This is a genomic window from Pedobacter yonginensis (assembly GCF_003173595.1).
Lineage (GTDB): Bacteria > Bacteroidota > Bacteroidia > Sphingobacteriales > Sphingobacteriaceae > Pedobacter > Pedobacter yonginense.
The window spans coordinates 96,224-117,955 of the sequence record NZ_QGNZ01000003.1 but is presented as its reverse complement, the minus strand read 5'-3'; the positions used below and the strand labels follow the sequence as shown (position 1 = coordinate 117,955).

The window sequence follows — 21,732 nt, the reverse complement described above, 5'->3', positions numbered from 1 at the left end:
GAGATAGGTACTCTCCCTCAATTATTTAATATTTTGTCAAAGTGATTTCTTGAACGGCAGATAACACACCATCATGTTTATACTTGTTGGTAAACATTTGTACGATAACATAGTAAGTTTTGTTAGATGATTTAGGTAACAAGATGGCGGTAACTGGTATTGGATAGAAGCCCGTTTTCTTTGCCACTTGGATGTTGTTGTTGTCATAAACATACATATAAAAATAATTCCATTGTAACTTATATTTCACATTAACTTGAATTGTGTTGTCAAAAAGATTTGATAGAGATATTATTGGCTTTTCCCCTCCGCATGAGGCAACATTACGATTAAAAAGGTCACATCTTTGATTCCATAGTTTCATTGCTTGAGCATCTGCATCCTCCTGAGAAATATTTGATGTACATTCAGCAGCACTTACAGTAATTGTCGTTTCGTCTGGTTTGCCAATACCCTTACAGTTTGTTTGCGTGTATTTTTTGCTGATTGCTTTATTGATGTAACGAGGATATAGGGTTAAAAGCGCTTTTTTGTCTTTGATAGTTAGTTCTCCAATCGATCCGCAATCTTCTCCATTCATTACCGATCTAGGATCTGGCCCTGGCACACCAGGAACTTCCACAGCATCTCCTTCACCAAGAGTTTCCCAATTTGTATGCCTTAGGCCAATAGAATGCCCTAATTCATGAGCAATAAGTCTTATTCTTTGTTCTGAGTTGAGTTGGCTAGCGGCTAAAACTACTTCACTTAAAGTCACCTCTGAGCCTGGACGGCCATTAACGGGAAATTTTGCCCAACCACATGACGCATATTGGCGCGTATCATCCATCTGGATTTTAATGTCATAAGGGTCTGATTCCTCCCAAACTATGTTAAATTTAAGTCCTGATCCGACATCATTCCACATTTTGATTGCGTTTGTTATGCTAATAGAAAATTTTTGTGCTGAAGGGGTAATAAACACTCTAACATTAGTGATATTAGCTCTACCAACCAAAGACTCATATGCCTGACTAAATTTGGGAATAATCGAAGTACTCATTAATTTAGTTTCATTCATTGTTGGTGTAGTGAGCACTGTTTGTGATACCTTTAAATTTGTATCAGATGGGATTGTCATGTTTTTAGGGAAAGATATATCCCCTTCAACTAGGTACATATCACCTAAGTCCTGAATTTTTGAGGTGTCCAAGCCTAAACTTTTGATGTATTCGATTACTTTATCAGTTTTTTTTTGAACGGGTTGTAAATTTTCTACGTCTTTTTTGCAACCGTAGAAAAGAATTATAATAATGGCTAAAAGGGATGCGGTTTTAAATCTTAATTTCAAATTTGTTAAATTGTAGTATATATTAATTTATTTAATGCAGTATAGAATATCAAAGTTTTTTAAGCTTAAGGATATAAAGGGTTATCAATTGATAACCCTTTATATAGTTTTACTGCTCTATTGTTAGATCCTATTTGCCTCTACCTTCAAGCTTTTGTAATGAACTGATTTCAGTATCTGTTAAAGCTTTGTTGTAAATTCGAACTTCGTCTAATTGACCAACTAAATAACTTGCCCAATCTTGCTTACCTGTTGCAGTGGTTAAGCTTGGAGTAGTTTGAAAATGAACCGTTCCAAAAACCATTTTGCTTGCATTTTGGAAAGTTAGTGGGCCATTATTGGCGATAACTTGAGTGGCAACTTTAGATCCATTAACATAAACTTTGTAAGTGGATGTAGTTTGATCATAGCTTAGCGCAATTTGGTTCCATTTACCCCATGGACTTGTCATTGCGTAATTGCCTAACCAATTGTCGACCCCTCCATTGTTTAGATGAAATTTTAAATTCCCTGATTCAGCTGTACCACCGTTTTCGAAAAACACAGTCATGTTACCCCAAAACGATGAGGAGTTCGCAACATCAACTAAACCTACTATGCCTTTGTCATTCAATGGCATATTTTCCCACAACGTTAAAGTAAAGCTTTTTAAATTTTGAACAGCGGTTGGTGTATTTGATACTACATAACCGTTTAAGGCACCTTGTAAGCCTTTACCTTTAACGGCAGAAGCAAATGACGTACCTGTACTTACACCTACCGTATTAGATACACTATCGACTAAACTACCATCAAAAGCCCAATAAGCAACTAAGCTACTTGTTGCAACTTGCTTTGCACTGGTGTAACCACCAATGTTTAGCGCTGGAGCATAGGAGGCTGTATCGAACTCCTTTTGGCATGAAGATAACCCTAAGGTTGCAACTGCCATCAATAAAAAATATTTTGTTTTCATTTCTATTAAAAATTAGCGATTAATAACCTGGATTTTGAGTTAAAGTACCTGCGCTCAAATCGATCTCTGTTGATGGAATTGGCCAAACTTCATTTTTGCCAGCTTTCCATCCTTTAGCACCGAACACGGCAGTACCGCGACCTTGACGAATCACATCAAAATAACGATCAGATTCCATAGCCAACTCCACTTGTCTTTCTTTCCAAATGGCTTGACGCAAAGCAACTTTATCAGTGGTTGTAACATCAGGTAAAACACCTATTACACCACCTCTTGCACGTGCACGAACCCGATTTAATGAGGTTTGAGCTTGTGAAGTGTTGCCCAACTCATTCGCTGCTTCAGCATTCATTAGTAAAACATCTGCAAAGCGCAATACACGAACATTTTGCTGAGCACCTTCATTAAAACCGGTGATGATTAAGCTAAATGGTACATATGATTTTTGATTATACATTGGATTGTCTCCAGTTGCAGGAATGATATCACCTTGTGGGGTGGTTTCACCTCTAAAGATAATGGTTGCGTCTCTTCTTGTATCTCCGGCTTCATAAGCTGCAGCTAAAGTTGCTGTAGGAACGTTGAATCCCCAACCTGCTACTGAACCTCTAACGCCTTGAACTTGGCTATATTGAGAAGTTGCAGAACCCTCAATACTTGGAATAATTTCACATTGAATTTCGAAAATTGATTCAACATTATTTTCGTTATTTAAACGGAAGCTTTGTTCGTAATTTGGGAAAAGATTATAACCTAAGGTCATAACTGTGTTGGTTAATGCCAATACCTGATCCCATTTAGCTTGATACATTGCAACTTTTGCATGTAATGCTAAAGCAGCACCTTTAGTAGCCCTGCCTAAATCTGCACTCGCATAGCTTTGCGGTAATCCTGCAGCTGCATCATCCAAATCTTTTTCAATTGCAGCGTAAACTTGTGCTTTAGGCGTTCTAGGAATATTGAATTCAGAAGCATCTTTCGGCACATTTAGTCTTAGTGGAACATCTCCAAACGCACGAACTAACCTAAAATAAGAGTAAGCCCGAACAAACTTAGCTTCTGAAAGATAACGAGCTTTTAAACTTGCATCCATGCTGATCGCCGGGATGTTATCGATTACTTGATTACATAGGTTGATGTTTTGATATTGCCCTGTCCAAAATCCAGCAAGCTGTCCTTCGGTCGACCCAGCACTAAAATTATCGAAATTATTAAGAAAACTCGCGTCGTTTACCGAACTTCCTTTTTCTGCATCATCTCCTGGAATACTCTCTATTGCTAAGGCAGGGAAAGCCGTGTTTTCCCATGATCTTAAATTACCATAAATCGAATTTACAGCTTTTGTAGCATCATCCTGAGATTTAAAAAAGGTTGTTGCTGGTTGTTTTGCCTGCGGATCCACATTTAAAAAATCTTTTTTACATGCAGGCATAATCAAAATAGTTGAGCATAAAGCGATTAGCCCAATCTTTTGTATATAGTTGTTTTTATTTGTTTTCATGTTTTTATCAGTGTTAGAAAGTAACTTGAAGACCTAATCTGTAAGTTGCAGATAACGGATAAACATTTGCATCAATACCAGCATTTGTTGGGGTACCGCCAATCTCAGGCGTAAAACCTTTGTAGCCAAATAGGTTGATAGCATTTTGAGCATCAACGAATACCCTTACTTTTTTAAGGCTTATTTTGCTCATTAAGCTAGGCGCTAAAGTATATCCTAATTGAACGTTTCTCAAACGGATATAAGAACCATCCTCAACATAAAAGGAATTTGGTGCAGCATTATTTGTAGAACCTACATTTGCAGATGGATAGGTAGTTGATGTGCCCGGACCGCGCCATCTGTTATCGTAAAAGTCCTTACTAAAGTTTTCATTTCCAAAACGGAATGCAATGTTAGCGTTGTAAACATCTACATCAGCAACACCTTGAATATCCATTGATAAATCAAATTGTTTGTAGCCAAAAGTTGCATTTAAACCGTAACTGTATTTTGGGTTAGGATTTCCTAGAACAACTCTGTCTTTTCCATCAATTGCGCCATCTCCATTTACATCTACATATCTAAAATCTCCAGGTTTTGCAGAAGCACTTTGTGCAGAAGCAGCAACTTCAGCTGTATTTTGGAAAATTCCTGCTACTTGATATCCGAAGAATGAACCGATAGGGCCACCCTGAATTGTGCGTGTAGCTAGTGCACCATTAGCAATACCTGCTCCACCCGCGTAGATTGGATTTAAACCGGTAACAACTGATAGTACTTTGTTATTGTTGATTCCGATGTTTCCACTAATTGAATAGCTGAAACCACTTTTTGTCTGATCTGCATAAGAGGCTAAAAACTCGAAACCTCTGTTTTGAAAATCTGCTTGGTTACCAATTAATCTACCTGATGCAGTACCAATTGATGTTAAGATTGGAATTTCGAAAATAGCCTGTTCAGTTTTTTTGTTATAGAAACCAGTTTCGATACTTAAGCGATTATTTAAAAATTTCGCTTCTAAACCAAGATCGGTACCTACAGTACGTTCCCAATTTAAGAATGATGGAACCAATGAATTAATGTTTGCTCCTGTGTAACCCACTCCATTATAGAAAGCAACTAAATTGCCACCTTGAGCGATGGTTAAAGTTGTTGGATTAACTGGAACACCTGCATTACCTACTTTACCCCAAGATCCTTTTAATTTTAAGTAACTCACCACCTTTTGGTCTTTCATGAACTCCTCATTTGAAATTACCCAACCAGCACCAACAGCAGGGAAGTTACCCCAAAGATCTCCACCTCCATAAAATTGTGAAGCGCCATCTCTACGAATCGTTGCGTTCAACAAATAACGGTCTTTGAAAGAGTAATTTACACGACCGAAGTAAGATGCCGAAGTGGTTAGACTTCCTCCATCCGTTACAGTGCTTTTTCCAGCTGTTCCTAGAGCAAGGTATAAATCACCATCGCTAGAGAAGGGAACATCAAGTGCCGAAGAATTTAGAAAATAGTTTTTTCTACGTTGTGCAGTAGTACCAGCTAATACAGTGATGTTATGATTGCCGAAAGTGTTTTTGTAAGTTAAAGTATTCTCTAAAATCCAATTTCTATTTTCATCTCTTCTAACATCAAGCTTGCTTTGCGTATTTCTTTGTCCTTGGGTTGCTTGATAAACAGGCGCATAACCTCTAACCTCATTTTGAGCAAACTCACCACCTGCACTTGTTCTAAAAGTGAAGTGTTTTGCAAAAGTTAATTCAGCATATACGTTTCCTGTAAAACGGTAGTTTTTTGATTTTTGATTGAAAAAATCTAAAGTTACTTGAGGGTTGAAATTGTTTCCACCACCCAAACTAAAATCGTTTGCATCACCGTAGCTTCCATCTGCATAGTAAACAGGAACTACCGGGCCAGCTGCATATAACTGGCGGAAAATGCCACCATCTACATCATTTGTTCTAATTGCTGTTCCAGAAAGGGTGTAACCAACTTTCAATGGTTTTAAAACCTGAAAATCGTTAGAAAACTTTGCTGTATAACGTTTATAGTCTTGTGTTTTAACAATTCCATCTTCACCAGTGTAACCTAACGAAAAGTTATAAGTTGTTTTTTCTGTACCTCCATTAATCGATACCTGATGGTTGGTTTGCATTGCATTTCTGAAACCTTGATTATACCAATTCGTTCCAACACCATAACTTGCAGGATTAGCAAATAGAGGGGTAGCTGCAGGATCGTTTAAACTGATCAACTCATTAATGATGGTTGCATATTCTGTAGCATTGGCCATCTCTACTTGGTTGGTTACCTTTTTATAACCCACAGATCCGTTGTAGCTAATTACAGGATCACCTGATTTACCTTTTTTCGTGGTAATCAATACCACTCCATTAGCTGCTCTGATACCATAAATAGATTGTGAAGACGCATCTTTCAAGATACTGAGGTTCTCAATATCACTTGGATTTAGAAAGCTTACATCATCAAACCAAACACCATCAACAACATATAAAACGCCTGTGTTGCCATAGATTGTTCCAGTACCACGGATGGTAATTTGTGGAGACGAGCCTGGAGTACCACTATTGGTAATGTTAACACCAGCAACTTTACCTTGTAAGGCACTAATTGGGTTAACTGACGCTTGTTTCGAGATTTCCTCTCCCTTTACTGAAGCTACTGAACCAGTAACATCAATTTTTCTTTGAGTACCATAACCCACAACCACTACCTGATCTAATTGTTGTGATGAAGACTGTAACACTACATTTAATGTAGTACGGTTGTTCACAGCCACTTCTTGAGTTACATAACCCAAATAAGTAAACACCAATGTGCCGTTTGCCGGAGCGTTAATACTGAATGCACCAGTGGCATCTGTCTGCGTGCCATTTTGTGTCCCCTTGACCAACACACTTACGCTTGGAATGGTCGACTTGTCGCCTCCATCTGTTACCCTACCTTTTACGGTAATGTTCTGCGCAAACGCTACGTTAATTGCGAGTAAACAAATTCCGGCTAGAACAGAAATTCTTGTAAAGATTCTTTTCATGCTTATTTATAAATTTAGTTTAATTGTTATGTTAAATGTGGGGTTGTTTTTCTGACTGTGCAAGTCAAATCACCTCTACATTAATACATCATTTAAGTGTGTAGGGTATCTCAAGCAACAAAACCAATTGCGAATTGGGGCTAAAAACGCAGTTTTGCTAATTGTAACTGAATAATTACCACCATACAAGTGTAAAAAATACACGAAGTATTTTGTGGGGTTATTTTTTTACTTGTGAGAGGTAATGATGTAGTGGGTAGGAAACACTTTTCTGTAAAAATTCGAAAAAAAGATATTTATGCAAACGTTGCCAAGATAAGGCCTAGGTGCTTGTAAGATAATATTTGTAATGATTTTCTATAATTCCATTAAAAACTCGGTCAAGTTCTTATCGTGTGGTACCTCTAATTTTTTGCGCAAACGGTAGCGGCGTATTTCTACACCCCTTAAACTAATATTTAAGAGTGACGACATTTCCTTACTACTCATATTCATTCTGAGGTAGGCACAAAGCTTTAAATCGTTAGGCACTAAATCAGGATGTTTGGCTTTTAATTTTTTGAAGAAGCTCTCATGTGCCTCGTTAAAACTATTCTCGAATAAATGCCAATCCCTTTCGTCATTCATCCCATCGTTAATCACCTTCTGAATTTTTCGAGTTTGATCCTCGGATAATTTCTTGCCAGTTTCATCCTTTAACTTGGCAATTTCATCGCTCAATTTTTGAAGCAATTCATTTTTATACACCAAGGTCATTGCAGAATTTGCCAATTCCCTGTTTTTCGAAGCCAGTTCCGCCTGAAGCTTTTCTGTTTGAAGTTTGTGGATTTGTCGTTCATTGGCTTCAGCCTCTTTCTTCAAGATTTCATCTTGCTCCGTTTTAAGGCGATCGCTAATTTTTTGACTATCTTTTTGAAGCTTTTGCTCGTAAATGCGCTTGCCCAATACAAGTGCTACGCCTCCTAAGACGAGATAGAAAAGAATGGCCCAATTATTTAAGTACCACGGACGCAAGATGGTGAACTCATACACAGTGATCTCGCTTATAGAAGAATTGTCGGTTTTTGCGCGCACTTTAAATCTATAATTTCCACTGCTCAAATTGGTGAAATCCTTCTGGGTGGCATAACTCCAATCCGACCAGTCTTTGGAATAACCTTCTAAATAAAATTGATATTTTACTTTCGCTTGTCGATAGTAAGGCAATGCAAATGAAATGCGAATATTGTTTCTGCCGTAACTAATCTCCGTTTGATCGGAAGTATTCCCAGTCTCACTGATGTTAAAATATTTGTCGGTAATATCATCAACTCGTCTAATCAGCACTAAAGGAAGCTTATGTTTAACGGATGATGCATTTTGATTTGTATTGTAAATGACGAAGCCATCATCCACACTAATTAGATATATGGAATTACTAATTCGACTGATGTTTTCATAGTATTGAACCATTCGTCCATCTAAAAGGCTAAATTGATTAGAATCAATCTCGATTTTTCCAGGTTCAGTAAAATTGACCAAAGCCGTTTTTCCATGGTCGATAAACCAATATTTCTTACCTCCAGCGTTTATAATTTTATTGGAAGTGGAGAAAGAGCCAAGTTTTTTATTAAGCACCTCATACTTTGTAAATTTGTTGCTCAACTCATCGTAGGTGTAAAATCCAGCATCAGATGAAAAAACAATCCTGTTTTCTAAATTGAATATATTGATGTTATAATTGCCGGGTAAGCCATTTTTTTCATCAAAAGACTTAGTATTGGTTACTCTTGTATAATCTGAACTTAAAGTTAGCTTGTACAAGCCCTTATAGGCATGGGCCACCCAAACATCGCCCTTATTATCCTGCTCTACATATCGAGAGGGCGCATCAAAGCCTGCAATTTTGGTAACGAATTTCAAGCCGGCAGCTGGCGATTTTGAAAAGAGTGCAAGCCCGGTATAGGTTCCTTGTATTAAATTATTCGGGCTAGAGTTCAGCTTTTTAATTGTCCAGCCCCCGCTAGAACGGGATACCCACTCAATTTTATCGCCTAATACTTTAAATGTTCCATTATTATGGCCACAGATCAGCTCATTGTCGATAATGGCTAGTTCCCAAACCTGACCCTGAGAATTGGGAATCAAACGAAAATTAAAGGATAGTAATTCTTTATTAGGTGCCCACTCGCTATAAAACAACCCTTGATTTGTTCCCAGGTAGATTTTCCCATTGAAGATAATACTCGAATAAACGGTTCCAAATTGTCCAGTTTTATCGAAATAGAAGTACAAAGGTGAATTTAACTCAATTCTATCAATGCCATTATCCAATCCCGACCATAAATTCTGTTCATTATCGGCATATAAACTCAGCACGGTATTGTTTTGTAAGCCACTCGATTTATTTATTTTTTGAACAATACGTCCATCTTCATCAATAATAATTAAACCATTCAAAATGGTTCCATAAGCATAATATTTTCCTAATAAACTTACTCCATTATTAAGTTGATACGTTTTTAAATAGTTGTTTGCGAGGGTATTTAAGGCAGTAAAATTTTTGCCATCGTATGTAAACAGTCCGTTTTTACTGGTGCCGATGATAAAGCCCCCGTTTTTATAAGGTAAAATGGATAAAATACCTTCCTTGCCGAGCTGATCGCTTTTGGGTAAAAATTCTAATCTATTTCCTTTCAGTTCATAAAGACCCTTATCTAATACTTCAATAAAATAGCGATTGTAAACTTTGTGCAGGAACAGAAAGGAAGAAGGTGATTTTACGATTTCAATTTTATTGTTAGCGTAAATAAAAATTTTAGAAAAAGATTGAAAGATTATTCTGTTTTTATCGACATATATCTTCCAAACCTCATCCGTAACCGTTACGCCTTTAGGTAAAAGATTAGTGAGCGTGTTGTAGGTAAGTTTATTGTTTTTTACGGCCCAATACCCAAATTCGCCAAAGCCACCTGTGTAAATTCTTCCTTTGTTATCTGTTGCTACAGATCGAACAATTTGTCTGTTTGGCATTTTATACTTCTGCCAATATCGTCCGTCAAAAGTGAGCAAACCTTCCGCATTTCCAAAATACATTACCCCGTTTTGGTCTTTTGCGATGCTCCAATTCTGATTGCCAGAAGCGTAAGCGGCTTTTGGGTAATTTTCGATATAAGGAACGCCAATACTTTTAATATCGGTAGCAAAAAGATTAAATGAGACTAGGGCAAGGGATATTAGAAGTAAACTTAATTTTTTCTGCATAGAATGGTTATTTGGACAAGCCATTTAGCACAAAGTAAATGAAAAAAAGTTGATATACAGCATTATGCTCTATACTCAAAAACGCAATAGAATCGTAAATGTAGGTGCTCTTTTGTGTTTTTTGTATTAAAAATCTGTTTGATTTATTCCATTAAGATTAATTTATCAGCAAGTTAAACTGGTTTAATCAATAGCTTGTGCTTTCTTATTTACGGGTTGAGGCACTTTAACATAATAACCTGTACCATCGTAAGGGCGTTTTCTTGGGTTGGTGGTGCAGGCGGTAGAGCAACATCCTTCCAAAGCATCTCCACATTCATCGCATTGTGTAATGTGCTCATTGCACTCCGGGTTGGCGCAATTGATCATTTTTGGCGTTGTTTTACCGCAATTGTAACAAACCGAAACTATGGTCGGATTTACTTCATTAACATCAACCGCAATTCGGTTATCAAAAACATAGCACTTACCCTCAAAATCTTTACCTCCAGCTTCTTTGCCATATTTTATAATTCCACCATGTAGTTGGTACACATCGTTAAAACCATGATGTAAAAGCAAAGCAGAGGCTTTTTCGCATTTTATTCCTCCGGTACAGTAGGTTAGAACTTTTTTGTCTTTATACTGAGCCAGTTGATTGATTTGTTCTGGAAAATCGCGGAAATTCTCTATATCTAAAGTAATTGCATTTTTAAACTTGCCTAAGTTATGCTCATAGTTGGAACGAACATCCAGGATAATTACATCTTCATCATCCTTCATTTTCATAAAATCCAGAGGTTCTAGATGTTTTCCAGTTTGTTTATTTGGGTTAATGATCGAAGTGTCTCTTAAACCAGAATGAACAATTTCTGATTTATAACGGCAATGCATCTTGATGAAAGAGGGCTCTTCTACGTCATCAATTTTAAATTCTGTTTTGGCAAACCGTTCGTCTGCATGAATGGCATCCATGTAGGCTTTGCAGGCTTCTGTAGTGCCAGATACCGTTCCATTTAAACCTTCATCTGCCACGATGATACGGCCGACTAATTCAAGCGACTTGCAAAATTTAAGGTGATCTGCAGCAAATTGCTCCGCATTTGCTATGTAACTATAGCAATAGTAAAGTAGTGTTTGGTATTTTTTCATAACGCTGTTGATACCGTTGCAAACGGCGTTTAAAGCGCTGCAAAGATAACAAAAAAGGATGAAGGTTAAAAGTTATATGCACCTCTTTCGGCAAAGTGTTATGTTTAGCGGCAAAGAACCTAAAATCCGTAACTGATTCTAAATCCCTGTGTAAGCTTACGAGCGCCATCATAAGCAAAGCCATAGCTTGCTCTCAATACCAATCGTTGTAAACCGAAGTAAAATTCCTTATAGTTTCTTTTTTCTGGTGAGGACAAATAGCCACCGCCAATAAATTCTTCGAGTTTGGCCTTTCGCAACAGGGGAACTTTGTTCATAAAAAATCCTGCAAAATTGTGCTCTAAATGCGCCTCAAAATACTGTTGGTTGGTGCTAAATTGATAAAAATCTAAATATTGGAACTTCCTGATGTTGGGTGGAAAAATAGTTGAAATGTTTCCGGAGAAATGCTTATACTCTGGATAAAATACCGATTGATTATTTAAGAATTTTCCAGCGCCAACCAAGAACGAGGTATAGCCCCATAAACCCAATCCAATTCTATCTTGGTATATTTCTGCCTTAACAAAATCATAATCCACATCACTATTTAGTACATCTTTAAATCCTTTTTTGTATAAAACGGTGATTTTAGGAAATTTAGATTCGGTATAAAACTTGCCATCAGGGCGGGTAATGTATTTTTGTCCGATGGTATAAACCAAACTTGCTGTGGCACTGAACGAATTGTAGGTTGGGAACAATGGGGTCTCCACATCTGGTGTAAATGGATTGTTGGATGTAAACTCTCGATCCTTTGCATCAAAAAATTTGAAAGAAGAACTATTGGTAAGTGTATGATTTCTAGCATAATCAACACTAATACTCCCCTGTAAGCCGCTCGCCAGTTCGCGAGTTGTGTTTACGGTAACGAAAGCCTTTTCGTAGTATTTGGGAAAGTTCTTTTCGTACAATAACGAGTTGATGGTATTTCCAAGCAAGGTCATAGAACCTAGATTGTTTAAATCGAAAATTCCATTTCCAAAAGATGCGCCTACGCTTGCCCTTTTCAATGGGTCGTAATAGTAACTTCCGGTTAAACTTCCGGTTAATTTTTTATTGGCAAAGCCATACCGTATTTCAGGCCGGATGCTGTACGACTTTCTGTTTTCGAAATCTTTACGATAAGTTACACCATATCTTATGGCAAAACCTTCAACTGTGTTGTAAAATATCGATCTTAAAACAGGATCGAAAGTGTAATATTCTTTATGATATCGGTCATTTTTGCTATAACCCCTCAGCAATAATTTTCCAATACCAAATTTGTTGTTGTCCTTTTCTATTGAGTCTAGGTATTTTTTAGATTCTTTAAGCTTCGCAACGCTGTCTCTTTTAACATAGTTCAATTTTTCATCTATCGTTAGTGGAATGGGGCGATTATTTGTCCAATAGCTTGAATCTTTTTTATTAACCATTTCGGTTATTTTTAATATTTCGCCATTAAAGAAGTTTTTTGGGAACTTGGGTTCCAAATTGTAATTGCTGTAAACCCCTACATAATAGCCAGCAAACTTAAAGCCCAAAACATTTCCGGCAAATTGGAAATTGATATTGGTGGGCATGTAAACGTCTTTTACCTTGGTAAAAGACTGATTAATGTTTAAAGTATCAATAAAATTGATGCCCGCATTTTTGGTAAGAAACAAGTCGGTATTGTAAATCCTCCAGCTCTCATCCATAATGTATATGATGCCTCTAAAAACAGGGTCGTTCTCACGGCGGGGGATAACCTCAATTTTATGAATGAGTTCTCCATTTTCTTTCGTTTCGCCTAAAAGCTTATATTTATAATAAAAGAGCGCATTGTCGGCAATGGGCGAAATGTACCCTCTGGCGCTTAAGGTGTTTTCTAACAGGTAGTTGTCGTAAAAATTTATGATTAAATCGGAGGCTTTGTTAAAGCTGAATGCGTTATTTCTTCCAGCTACCTTAGATGAAATCATTTCTTCGTGTACATCATTTGGGCGCCTGAAACTAAATTTACTTTCAGATTCTGAGAGATAGATAATTCCTTTTCTATTGGTATCGAGTTCGAGGATTTTTTGAATATCCTGACCAAAAAATTTCTTTGGAGCACCTTTTAATCGCTGAACCCCTTTTATGTAAACATTACACTCAAAGGCGTTTACTTCTGTTAAGTGCTTTTTACGCTCTTTTATCGCTTTACGGATAATGCCATAAGCAGGATCTTCTGCATTTCCTCTAATGGTAACATTATCAAGCGTATAGCTTTCTGATGATAGGGTAACGTCGAGATTTTGGTTTGCTTCTAAATTGACGATGTGCTCTTGCTGCTTGTAACCAACCGCCCTAAAGCTTAGGGTTTGCTGGCCTTTGTTTAATCTGATGGCGTATTTTCCATCAATATTGGCCGAAGTACCTTGAGTTGTATTTTTTAAATAAACTGAAGCAAATGGAACGCCCTGTCCGCTAGAATCCTTTATAATGCCAGTAACTGTATATTGTTGGGCAAATGCAAAACTACTTACTGAGGTTAAAATAATGAGTGCGCAGAATCTAAGCATAAATGGATTTGTAAGCTATAAATATCGAATAAGTTTTAACACTATACATACAGTTGTGTGTTAAAGTTTGTTAAGTTGAAAAAAAAATAAATTTTTGGCTGTTTTGTTGGCTTAAAAAGTGTGGAGTTATCACATCAGGATTGAATCAAATGGTTGTTATTTAGGTGTTTACCAAATATTGGCTTTTTAGGACTGTAAGGAGTTTTTTTATAACTTTGATGCAAAATCAACCATTAGTAAAAACCCATGTATAAAACATTACAACCCGCCCTCCAAAAAGAGTTAGAGGAGATAGAAAACGCTGGATTATTTAAACGCGAACGCATCATTACTACACCACAAGGTGCTGATATTAAGGTAAGTGGAGGAGCAGAAGTAACTAACTTTTGTGCAAATAACTATTTGGGTCTTTCTTCTCATCCAAAGGTGATTGAGGCTGCAAAGAAAGCGATTGACGACCATGGCTATGGAATGTCTTCTGTACGTTTCATCTGCGGAACACAAGATGTACATAAAGATTTAGAAGCCAAAATTTCTAAATTTTTGGGTACCGAAGATACCATTCTTTATGCAGCGGCTTTTGATGCCAATGGCGGGGTTTTCGAACCTTTGTTTAATGCTGAAGACGCAATAATTTCTGATGAGCTGAATCACGCATCTATTATTGATGGCGTTAGGCTTTGTAAGGCACAGCGTTTCCGTTACAAAAACGCAGATATGGAAGATCTTGAAAAGCAGTTAATTGCAGCCAAAGATTGCAGACATAGAATAATTGTAACTGATGGTGCTTTCTCTATGGATGGATCTGTAGCGCCTTTAGATCAGATTTGCGATTTGGCAGACAGATATGAAGCCCTTGTGATGATAGATGAGTCGCACTGCTCTGGATTTATTGGCAAAACCGGTCGGGGTACCCACGAGCACTTTAATGTAATTGATAGAGTAGATATCATAACCGGCACCTTAGGTAAGGCTTTGGGCGGTGCATCTGGTGGCTTCACCTCAGGTAAAAAGGAAATTATTGATATGTTGCGCCAACGTTCTAGACCATATTTATTCTCCAATACTTTGGCGCCTGCGATAGCGGGGGCATCTATCGCAGTATTGGATATGTTGAGCGAAACGACTTCACTAAGAGATAAATTGGAAAGCAATACAAAATACTTCCGTGAGAAAATGACAGCGGCTGGCTTTGACATTAAGCCTGGTTTCCATCCAATTGTGCCAGTAATGCTTTACGATGCAAAAGTTGCCCAAACCTTTGCCGCAAAAATGTTGGATGAAGGTATTTACGTAATCGGATTTTTCTATCCTGTAGTTCCGCAAGGTAAAGCAAGAATTAGAGTGCAACTATCTGCCGCACATGAGCAACACCATCTAGATAAAGCCATTGCAGCCTTTACGAAAGTTGGTAAAGCACTTGGTGTAATATAAAATACTCCTGTTTAGAATATGCAAAAGCTACCCAAAGGTAGCTTTTGTTGTTTGGGTTCATTTTGTTGAATAATTACACTTAAATGGAATATTTGAACCCACCAACCCTAAAAATTTTAGAAAATAAGCCGTATATTTGAAGCCATGTTACAAGATAAAATAACACAATACACGGAAAAAATTAATGCTTTTGTAACTGAAAAAGCAGACGAATTAGAGCAATTCCGAATCAAATATTTAGGAAGCAAAGGAATCATCAAGGAAATTTTTGATGATTTTAAATCGGTTTCCGTCGAAGAAAAAAAATCGTTAGGCAAAGTTTTAAATGAATTTAAACAACTAGCCGAATCAAAATACCTTACCTTAAAAGAATCTACTGAGCAGGCCAATGTTAAATCTGATGATTTGAAACTGGATATGACCCTACCGGGAGAAGGTTTCGAAATTGGCTCGCGCCACCCACTTGCCTTGGTACGTAGGGAGATTGTAGAAATTTTTGCAAAACTTGGTTTTAACGTAGAAGAAGGGCCTGAAATTGAGGATGATTGGCATAATTTCTCTGCCCTTAACTTTCCTGAAGAACATCCTGCAAGAGATATGCAAGATACTTTCTTCATTAAAAAAGGCGGAGAGAAAGGTGATATCGCTTTGCGTACCCATACTTCATCGGTGCAAGTTCGAATGATGGAACAAGGAAAACCACCATTTAGAGCAATTATGCCAGGACGTGTGTACCGTAATGAGGCTATTTCTGCAAGAGCACATTGTTTTTTCCATCAAATTGAGGGTTTGTATGTTGATGAAAATGTTTCATTTGCAGACTTAAAACAGACGCTATTTTACTTCGTTCAAGAGCTTTATGGTGAAGGGACAAAAGTTCGCTTCCGTCCATCATACTTCCCTTTCACGGAGCCATCTGCCGAAATGGACATCTCTTGCACCATCTGTAGCGGATCGGGTTGCCAATTGTGTAAATATAGCGGTTGGGTAGAAATTTTAGGTTGCGGTATGGTTGATCCAAATGTTTTAGAAAACTGTGGCATCGATTCAAAAAAATACAGCGGCTTTGCCTTCGGAATGGGTATAGAGCGTATTGCCAATCTTAAATATGTGATAAAAGATTTACGCTTGTTTTCTGAAAATGATGTCCGTTTCTTAAAGCAATATAAATCGGCTTTGATTTAATAATGAGGTATTTACTTAGCATAGTGTTCGTATTTGTGCTTCTATCTGGTTGCGGAAAGGAAGAAGATTTTATTCCAGATGTAGCGGTAAATTACAGCACCCTATTAACCGATCCGAGCTTAACGGGTTTAAGTTCTGGCAAAGCAATTGTTGTTAACGGGCATGGCATAGCGGGCTTAATTTTATATAGAAACGTTGCTGGAAAATATTTGGCTTACGATCGGTGTAGCTCGGTAAATCCGCAAAATAAATGTGCAGTTGTTGTAGATGATTCTAACATCACAGTAACCGATCCATGCTCTGGCGCTAAATTTTTGCTCGAAGATGGAAGTCCTGCTAAAGCTCCAGCAGAAAAATATTTGAAACAATATACTGTAGGGATTACAGGAAATACAATACGTGTAAGCAATTAAAGATGGAAGCGGATAAAATCAAGGAAACGGTAAAGAAAGCCGCAAAAGAGCTTTTTAGAAAGTACGGATACCACAAAACAAGTGTTAATGAGATTGCTAAAAAGGCAAGAATTGCTAAGGCAACCATTTACAAGTACTTTGAAAGCAAAGAACAGGTGTTGGATAGCATTTTGATGGACTACCTTGATTCAAATCTTCACGAAATTTTACACAATAAACTGAGCTATGCTTCTGAAGAAGAGCATCTTAAAGCCTTAGTAATGAAAACCAGCAGACTGTCTTTTACAGCCTGTAACGAGTTTATCGGTTGGGATTTTGTAAGAGAAAATGCCAATTCTCAAGAGTTTTTAAAGCATCTATCCGATCAATTAGAAGCCCTTCTTTTGGCGGCTTACCTTCAGCTGGATAATTTCAAGAATAATCCCGCAAGGAGGGAAGGATTGGCTTTTCTATTAAAAGCGAGTAAAAGCATTGTTTTTTCCTTCGCCTTTACCTCCGTTAGCGATTCTGACGTGCGAAAAAACTTTGTAAGTTTCCAGAAGGAAATACTACCGTTTTTAGTGAAAGCGGCACTATAAAAAGGTATGTGAGTTTACTGTTTGTAGTAATCTTTAATTTTAAATCTCTCTACCTTTCTTTTCACTTTCCCGTCAACCATTTTTTGAGTGATGACCGTTACGTCATCTCCAATACTCGAATCTTCAATAACTGATGACACTTCTGTTAGACCTTTTTTATTATCGTAGCTATAATTGATGGTTTTGTCATAACAGCAACCATCTTTTTGATGTATGACAAGTTGTTTTAATTTTCGATCAACATCAAACATGCCTAAGTTATCGCTTGCCAATTTGGTAAGCGCTTCGTTCAAAACAAACTTATTGCCGTTGCCGTTCAAATAAACATCGTATGAGGGTTCATTATACGCACCCCGACTCCCATTTCTAATGGCAAGATCTTCGAAGCCATCAAAGTTAAAATCTCCAAAAACAAGCGGTGTTTGGTATTTTCCTAAATCTAGCCAACCCAAATTTGCATTCTGATTGGCGCTTAATGTGAAATCTAAATCACTAGAATTGAAGGTTTGTAGCTCTGCTTCTGTAGCTTTATCAAATAGAATTATGGTCGCTTTTCCACCACAAACGCCGTTTGCACAATCGGCTACAAATATTTTGGCTGTAAATTGATTGGAACTGTTTGTCGCTAGAAACTTGTATTGTGCTTTAGCATAAGTTGTTGCAAAAACTAAAACACACAAAACGAGGATATTTTTCATTCGTTGATATTTTTGGTAAAAGTACTTCAATATCTACGCGCTAAAAGTTAAAAAAGGTTAACGTACTCGTCCTTATCTTTTTGGATTGGAAACTAAACGAATTCCTATTCCCACTTAAATACTTTAACAGCCACCGCATAAATTCCAATACCCCAAATTACAAGAATCATAATTTGAAACTTTACATCCCACAGGCCAGCCCCTTCAAAAGCAACTTTGCGCATGGCATCATTTAAGTAGGTTAAGGGTAAGGCCCTGCTGATGGGTTGTAACCAACTCGGAAAGGCCTCGATCGAAAAAAACGTGCCCGATAATAGAAACTGTGGTAAGGTAACAATGTTTGATATTGGAGGCACCATACTTTCGTTTTTTGCGATGCCAGAAATGATAAAACCAAAACCCATAAAAACAATCACGCCCAGCGTTGCCAAAACAATCATATTAATTACCGTTACAGGTCCGTGAACAAGTGTAAAGCCAAAGAAGAAGTGACCAATTAAGATGATAAATAATGCACCCAATAAAGCAAAACCAATTCTGGCGATGCCTTCGCCAATTACAATGCTCGATCGTTTAACGGGCGTAGCAAAGAAGCGTTTAATCACCAAGGTTTGACGCAGGCTTAAAAAAACAAATGCCGTTCCGAAAACGCCAGTGCTTAATAGCGAGAAACCTAACTGTCCGGGTAAAATAAAATCTATCGTTTTATATTCGCGACCATGAACCGTACTTTCCTTAATTTCTGCTACAGATGGTTTTAAATTTTTATCGTAAAAAAGGTTGTTCAAAACTGATTTTAAGATGTTTCCTTTATCCATAGAGGCTGAAGTATAAACTATATTTACGGAATAGGCCACCGAATTCACTTTTCTATGCACGTCAATCATCGCATCTACATTGCCCTTTTCCAATAATTTGTCGAAATCAGCCTTTGATTTATTTTTAACCAAACGAATCATTCCAGTTTTTTCGAGCATTCCAATCACTGGATTTTTGAGGTCAGAGCCAGGCGTAATGCCCACATCAATATGCATTCCTCCGCCCCCTAGAAAACCAAAAACCAAGATAAAAATAAGTGGAAAGGCTAAGGTAAAAACCACTGCCGAGGGACTGCGCATAATGGAACGGAAGCTGGCTTTTGCAAGGGCAAACGTTGCTTTTGTATTGCTGTATTGTTTCATTTACGATTTAGTTAATAGTTGTAGGTTGCGTTGTTTGTAATTAATGGTGGTTCAGAGCAAAGGAAAAATTTAAAGCGAAATATTGGCTTTTCTTCTAGTTTAAGCGGAATTACTCTCTCCACTCTTTGCCTGTTAGGTTGATGAATACATCTTCGAGATTGGCCTTTTTAACCTCTTTCTTTCGTTCGAAACCACTGTTAACCAATTGATCAATTAGGTTGTCTGGTGTATCTAAGGCGATGATTTGTCCACGTTCTACGAAGGCTACTCGATCGCAAAGTTGTTCTGCCTCATCCATGTAGTGTGTTGTAATTACAACGGTTGTCCCAGCATCTCGTATTTCTATAATTAAATCCCAGAGGTTTCTTCTAGCCTGAGGATCTAAACCTGTTGTAGGCTCATCAAGAAAAATAATTTTGGGTTGATTAATTAAAGTAGTGGCAATAGAAAAACGCTGTTTCTGTCCGCCTGACAGCCCTTTGTACTTCGCTTTGGCTTTGTCTTGAAGATTTACTTTCTCCAGCATTTCCATAGGTTTAACGTCGGCACCGTACAATCCAGCAAAAAGTTCTAAAAGTTCTACCAAATTTAGGTTTGGATAATAACCAGCGGCTTGTAACTGTACACCAATGATTTTTTTGATATTTTGTGCCTGCTTATCAACGGAAAAACCATCAACAATAATTTCGCCCGATGTTTTTTCTCTTAAAGTTTCTATGATCTCTAAAGTGGTGGTTTTTCCCGCTCCGTTTGGTCCAAGCAAACCAAAAATTTCGTTTTCATAAACCTCAAACGTCAGGTTTTGAACTGCAACAAAATCATCATATTGTTTTACCAGATTTTTTACGCTGATAATGGCCTTTTTTGTTTCCATAATGCGAATGTAAGGAGCTTTAAATGAATTTAATCACAATGTCGGTAAAATGATGTTTTTAGTAGGTAAGAGATTGATAATAAAAAAAATCTGCGAATCTTCCGCTAGACTTAGCCGGAGATTCACAGATCATGTATCATTTTTAAGTGGGGGTATTTCGAATTTCTTTACCAGACCAATTCGCCTTTCATCACGTTTACGAAATCGTCAAATAGGTAACGAGAATCGTGAGGACCTGGAGAAGATTCAGGGTGATATTGTACCGAGAATGCTTTTTTGCCTTTAACGCGAATGCCTTCTATTGATTTATCATTTAAGTTTACGTGGGTAATTTCAACTTTGTCTGAATTTCTAACTTCATCTGGAATTACGCCGAAACCATGATTTTGAGAAGTAACCTCACAGTGGTTTTTAATGATGTTTTTTACTGGATGGTTTAATCCACGATGACCGTTGAACATTTTCATGGTACCGATGTCGTTCGCTTCTGCCAATAACTGATGACCTAAACAAATCCCAAATAATGGTTTGTCTTCGGCTAAAATCTCTTTGATGGTTTCGACAGCGTAAGGCATTACCGATGGATCGCCAGGACCGTTTGAAATGAAATAACCGTCTGGATTAAATTTCTCCATCTCGGCAAATTTAGTTTTAGCTGGAAAAACCTGCACATAAATGTCGCGATTTTCGAAGCTACGAAGAATGTTTTTCTTGATGCCTAAGTCCAATGCAGCAACTTTTAAGCTAGCCTCTGGGTTTCCATGAAAATAAGGCTCTTTTGTGCTTACCTGTGATGAAAGCTCTAAACCTTCCATCGATGGAACCTCAGCTAGTTTTTGTTTTAATTCATCTAAATCTGTAATCTCCGAAGAAATAATGGCATTCATTGCGCCTTTATCTCTAATGTGTCGAACTAAAGCACGTGTGTCTATATCAGAAATTGCAACCAAGTTATCGTTCTGAAAATAATCCTGAATGGATTCTGTAGCCTGTTTGCGACTGTAAACAATGTTATAGTTTTTACAAACCAAGCCAGCAATTTTTATCGAATCAGATTCGATTTCATCTTTCTGGATTCCATAGTTGCCGATATGAGAATTCGTGGTAACCATTATCTGACCAAAATAACTTGGGTCGGTAAATATTTCCTGGTAACCTGTCATCCCGGTATTAAAACAAATTTCGCCGGTAGTGGTTCCAATTTTTCCAGCAGCTTTGCCGTAAAAAACTGTGCCGTCGGCCAGTAATAAAATCGCAGGTAACTTGGTGTAGTTAGTCATGGTAATTACAATATGGATTTTGATTTAAAAAACAGTTTAAAAAGGGAGTGGTTTCAGCAATAAAGCTGTTTTTGCGGGGTGCAAAAAAAGATGAATATTTCCCTTTCATTTCGGGGTACAAAGATAGGTTTTAAGAATGGGAATCTAAAAAGAAATGTAAAATACTATCGCTTGGATTGGCGGTTTGTCTCACACTTTAGGTCTTTCCATTTTTTTCAACCACAAAAGAAACAAAAGAACGCAAAAGTTTATTGACTCTTCAGCTTTAGATCTTTCCGCTTTGGTCTTTAGTCTACAGTCTTTCCGCTTTGGTCTTTTTGCTTTA

The 21,732-nt window shown here is 37.4% G+C and carries 15 protein-coding genes; 4 read left to right on the top strand and 11 right to left on the bottom strand.

Annotated features, from left to right (window positions below; all coding sequences use genetic code 11):
* Nucleotides 1-25: 25 nt before the first annotated feature.
* The 7 genes from DHW03_RS12160 to DHW03_RS12130 all read right to left on the bottom strand — a co-directional run bounded on the left by DHW03_RS12160 (nucleotide 26) and on the right by DHW03_RS12130 (nucleotide 13,764).
* Nucleotides 26-1,330 (bottom strand): M57 family metalloprotease, encoded by a 1,305-nt coding sequence (locus DHW03_RS12160; RefSeq protein ID WP_109926126.1) that lies wholly within the window; start codon nucleotides 1,328-1,330, stop codon nucleotides 26-28.
* Nucleotides 1,331-1,460: 130 nt separating this feature from the next.
* Nucleotides 1,461-2,285, bottom strand: coding sequence for a LamG domain-containing protein (locus tag DHW03_RS12155; RefSeq protein ID WP_109926125.1), 825 nt, complete (start codon nucleotides 2,283-2,285; stop codon nucleotides 1,461-1,463).
* Nucleotides 2,286-2,304: 19 nt separating this feature from the next.
* Complete coding sequence (locus DHW03_RS12150; protein ID WP_109926124.1) at nucleotides 2,305-3,786, bottom strand: RagB/SusD family nutrient uptake outer membrane protein; 1,482 nt, start codon at nucleotides 3,784-3,786, stop codon at nucleotides 2,305-2,307.
* Nucleotides 3,787-3,799: 13 nt separating this feature from the next.
* Entirely contained in the window at nucleotides 3,800-6,823 is a 3,024-nt protein-coding gene (locus DHW03_RS12145; protein ID WP_109926123.1) for a SusC/RagA family TonB-linked outer membrane protein, read from the bottom strand.
* 357 nt (nucleotides 6,824-7,180) lie between these two features.
* A complete protein-coding gene (locus tag DHW03_RS12140; RefSeq protein ID WP_109926122.1) occupies nucleotides 7,181-10,066 on the bottom strand; it encodes a triple tyrosine motif-containing protein in 2,886 nt (961 codons plus the stop codon).
* Between the two features lie 183 nt (nucleotides 10,067-10,249).
* A complete protein-coding gene (gene trhO / locus DHW03_RS12135) occupies nucleotides 10,250-11,197 on the bottom strand; it encodes an oxygen-dependent tRNA uridine(34) hydroxylase TrhO (RefSeq protein ID WP_109926121.1) in 948 nt (315 codons plus the stop codon).
* 119 nt (nucleotides 11,198-11,316) lie between these two features.
* Nucleotides 11,317-13,764, bottom strand: a complete 2,448-nt coding sequence (locus tag DHW03_RS12130; protein WP_109926120.1) for a DUF5686 and carboxypeptidase regulatory-like domain-containing protein — start codon at nucleotides 13,762-13,764, stop codon at nucleotides 11,317-11,319.
* Nucleotides 13,765-14,010: 246 nt separating this feature from the next.
* Between DHW03_RS12130 and kbl the strand changes: the two genes are divergently transcribed.
* The 4 genes from kbl (at nucleotide 14,011) to DHW03_RS12110 (ending at nucleotide 17,374) form a co-directional block, all read left to right on the top strand.
* Complete coding sequence (kbl, locus tag DHW03_RS12125) at nucleotides 14,011-15,198, top strand: glycine C-acetyltransferase (protein ID WP_109926119.1); 1,188 nt, start codon at nucleotides 14,011-14,013, stop codon at nucleotides 15,196-15,198.
* 144 nt (nucleotides 15,199-15,342) lie between these two features.
* On the top strand, nucleotides 15,343-16,383 hold the full coding sequence (gene pheS, locus DHW03_RS12120; protein ID WP_109926118.1) for a phenylalanine--tRNA ligase subunit alpha: 1,041 nt from the start codon (nucleotides 15,343-15,345) through the stop codon (nucleotides 16,381-16,383).
* A 2-nt stretch (nucleotides 16,384-16,385) separates the two neighbouring features.
* Nucleotides 16,386-16,796 carry a Rieske (2Fe-2S) protein gene (locus DHW03_RS12115; RefSeq protein WP_109926117.1) on the top strand — a complete coding sequence of 137 codons (411 nt, stop codon included), beginning with the start codon at nucleotides 16,386-16,388 and terminating at the stop codon, nucleotides 16,794-16,796.
* A 2-nt stretch (nucleotides 16,797-16,798) separates the two neighbouring features.
* Nucleotides 16,799-17,374 carry a TetR/AcrR family transcriptional regulator gene (locus DHW03_RS12110; RefSeq protein ID WP_109926116.1) on the top strand — a complete coding sequence of 192 codons (576 nt, stop codon included), beginning with the start codon at nucleotides 16,799-16,801 and terminating at the stop codon, nucleotides 17,372-17,374.
* Nucleotides 17,375-17,388: 14 nt separating this feature from the next.
* Here the strand turns inward: DHW03_RS12110 and DHW03_RS12105 are convergent, their stop codons facing one another.
* The 4 genes from DHW03_RS12105 to carA all read right to left on the bottom strand — a co-directional run bounded on the left by DHW03_RS12105 (nucleotide 17,389) and on the right by carA (nucleotide 21,407).
* The gene (locus DHW03_RS12105) at nucleotides 17,389-18,072 is read right to left on the bottom strand and encodes an XAC2610-related protein (RefSeq protein WP_109926115.1); all 684 of its coding nucleotides are present in this window, start codon (nucleotides 18,070-18,072) and stop codon (nucleotides 17,389-17,391) included.
* A 104-nt stretch (nucleotides 18,073-18,176) separates the two neighbouring features.
* Entirely contained in the window at nucleotides 18,177-19,253 is a 1,077-nt protein-coding gene (locus DHW03_RS12100) for an ABC transporter permease (protein WP_109926114.1), read from the bottom strand.
* Nucleotides 19,254-19,362: 109 nt separating this feature from the next.
* Nucleotides 19,363-20,127 (bottom strand): ABC transporter ATP-binding protein, encoded by a 765-nt coding sequence (locus DHW03_RS12095; RefSeq protein WP_109926113.1) that lies wholly within the window; start codon nucleotides 20,125-20,127, stop codon nucleotides 19,363-19,365.
* A 167-nt stretch (nucleotides 20,128-20,294) separates the two neighbouring features.
* The gene (gene carA / locus DHW03_RS12090) at nucleotides 20,295-21,407 is read right to left on the bottom strand and encodes a glutamine-hydrolyzing carbamoyl-phosphate synthase small subunit (protein WP_109926112.1); all 1,113 of its coding nucleotides are present in this window, start codon (nucleotides 21,405-21,407) and stop codon (nucleotides 20,295-20,297) included.
* Nucleotides 21,408-21,732: the final 325 nt, after the last annotated feature.

What these genes read in the sequence shown, in the direction of transcription:
- pheS (WP_109926118.1), top strand. Translation starts at nt 15,343, where the DNA reads ATGTTACAAGATAAAATAACACAATACACGGAAAAAATTAATGCTTTT.
- DHW03_RS12100 (WP_109926114.1), bottom strand. Translation starts at nt 19,253, where the DNA reads ATGAAACAATACAGCAATACAAAAGCAACGTTTGCCCTTGCAAAAGCC.
- DHW03_RS12140 (WP_109926122.1), bottom strand. Translation starts at nt 10,066, where the DNA reads ATGCAGAAAAAATTAAGTTTACTTCTAATATCCCTTGCCCTAGTCTCA.
- DHW03_RS12155 (WP_109926125.1), bottom strand. Translation starts at nt 2,285, where the DNA reads ATGAAAACAAAATATTTTTTATTGATGGCAGTTGCAACCTTAGGGTTA.
- DHW03_RS12115 (WP_109926117.1), top strand. Translation starts at nt 16,386, where the DNA reads ATGAGGTATTTACTTAGCATAGTGTTCGTATTTGTGCTTCTATCTGGT.
- DHW03_RS12095 (WP_109926113.1), bottom strand. Translation starts at nt 20,127, where the DNA reads ATGGAAACAAAAAAGGCCATTATCAGCGTAAAAAATCTGGTAAAACAA.
- kbl (WP_109926119.1), top strand. Translation starts at nt 14,011, where the DNA reads ATGTATAAAACATTACAACCCGCCCTCCAAAAAGAGTTAGAGGAGATA.
- DHW03_RS12130 (WP_109926120.1), bottom strand. Translation starts at nt 13,764, where the DNA reads ATGCTTAGATTCTGCGCACTCATTATTTTAACCTCAGTAAGTAGTTTT.
- DHW03_RS12150 (WP_109926124.1), bottom strand. Translation starts at nt 3,786, where the DNA reads ATGAAAACAAATAAAAACAACTATATACAAAAGATTGGGCTAATCGCT.
- DHW03_RS12105 (WP_109926115.1), bottom strand. Translation starts at nt 18,072, where the DNA reads ATGAAAAATATCCTCGTTTTGTGTGTTTTAGTTTTTGCAACAACTTAT.
- carA (WP_109926112.1), bottom strand. Translation starts at nt 21,407, where the DNA reads ATGACTAACTACACCAAGTTACCTGCGATTTTATTACTGGCCGACGGC.
- trhO (WP_109926121.1), bottom strand. Translation starts at nt 11,197, where the DNA reads ATGAAAAAATACCAAACACTACTTTACTATTGCTATAGTTACATAGCA.
- DHW03_RS12110 (WP_109926116.1), top strand. Translation starts at nt 16,799, where the DNA reads ATGGAAGCGGATAAAATCAAGGAAACGGTAAAGAAAGCCGCAAAAGAG.
- DHW03_RS12145 (WP_109926123.1), bottom strand. Translation starts at nt 6,823, where the DNA reads ATGAAAAGAATCTTTACAAGAATTTCTGTTCTAGCCGGAATTTGTTTA.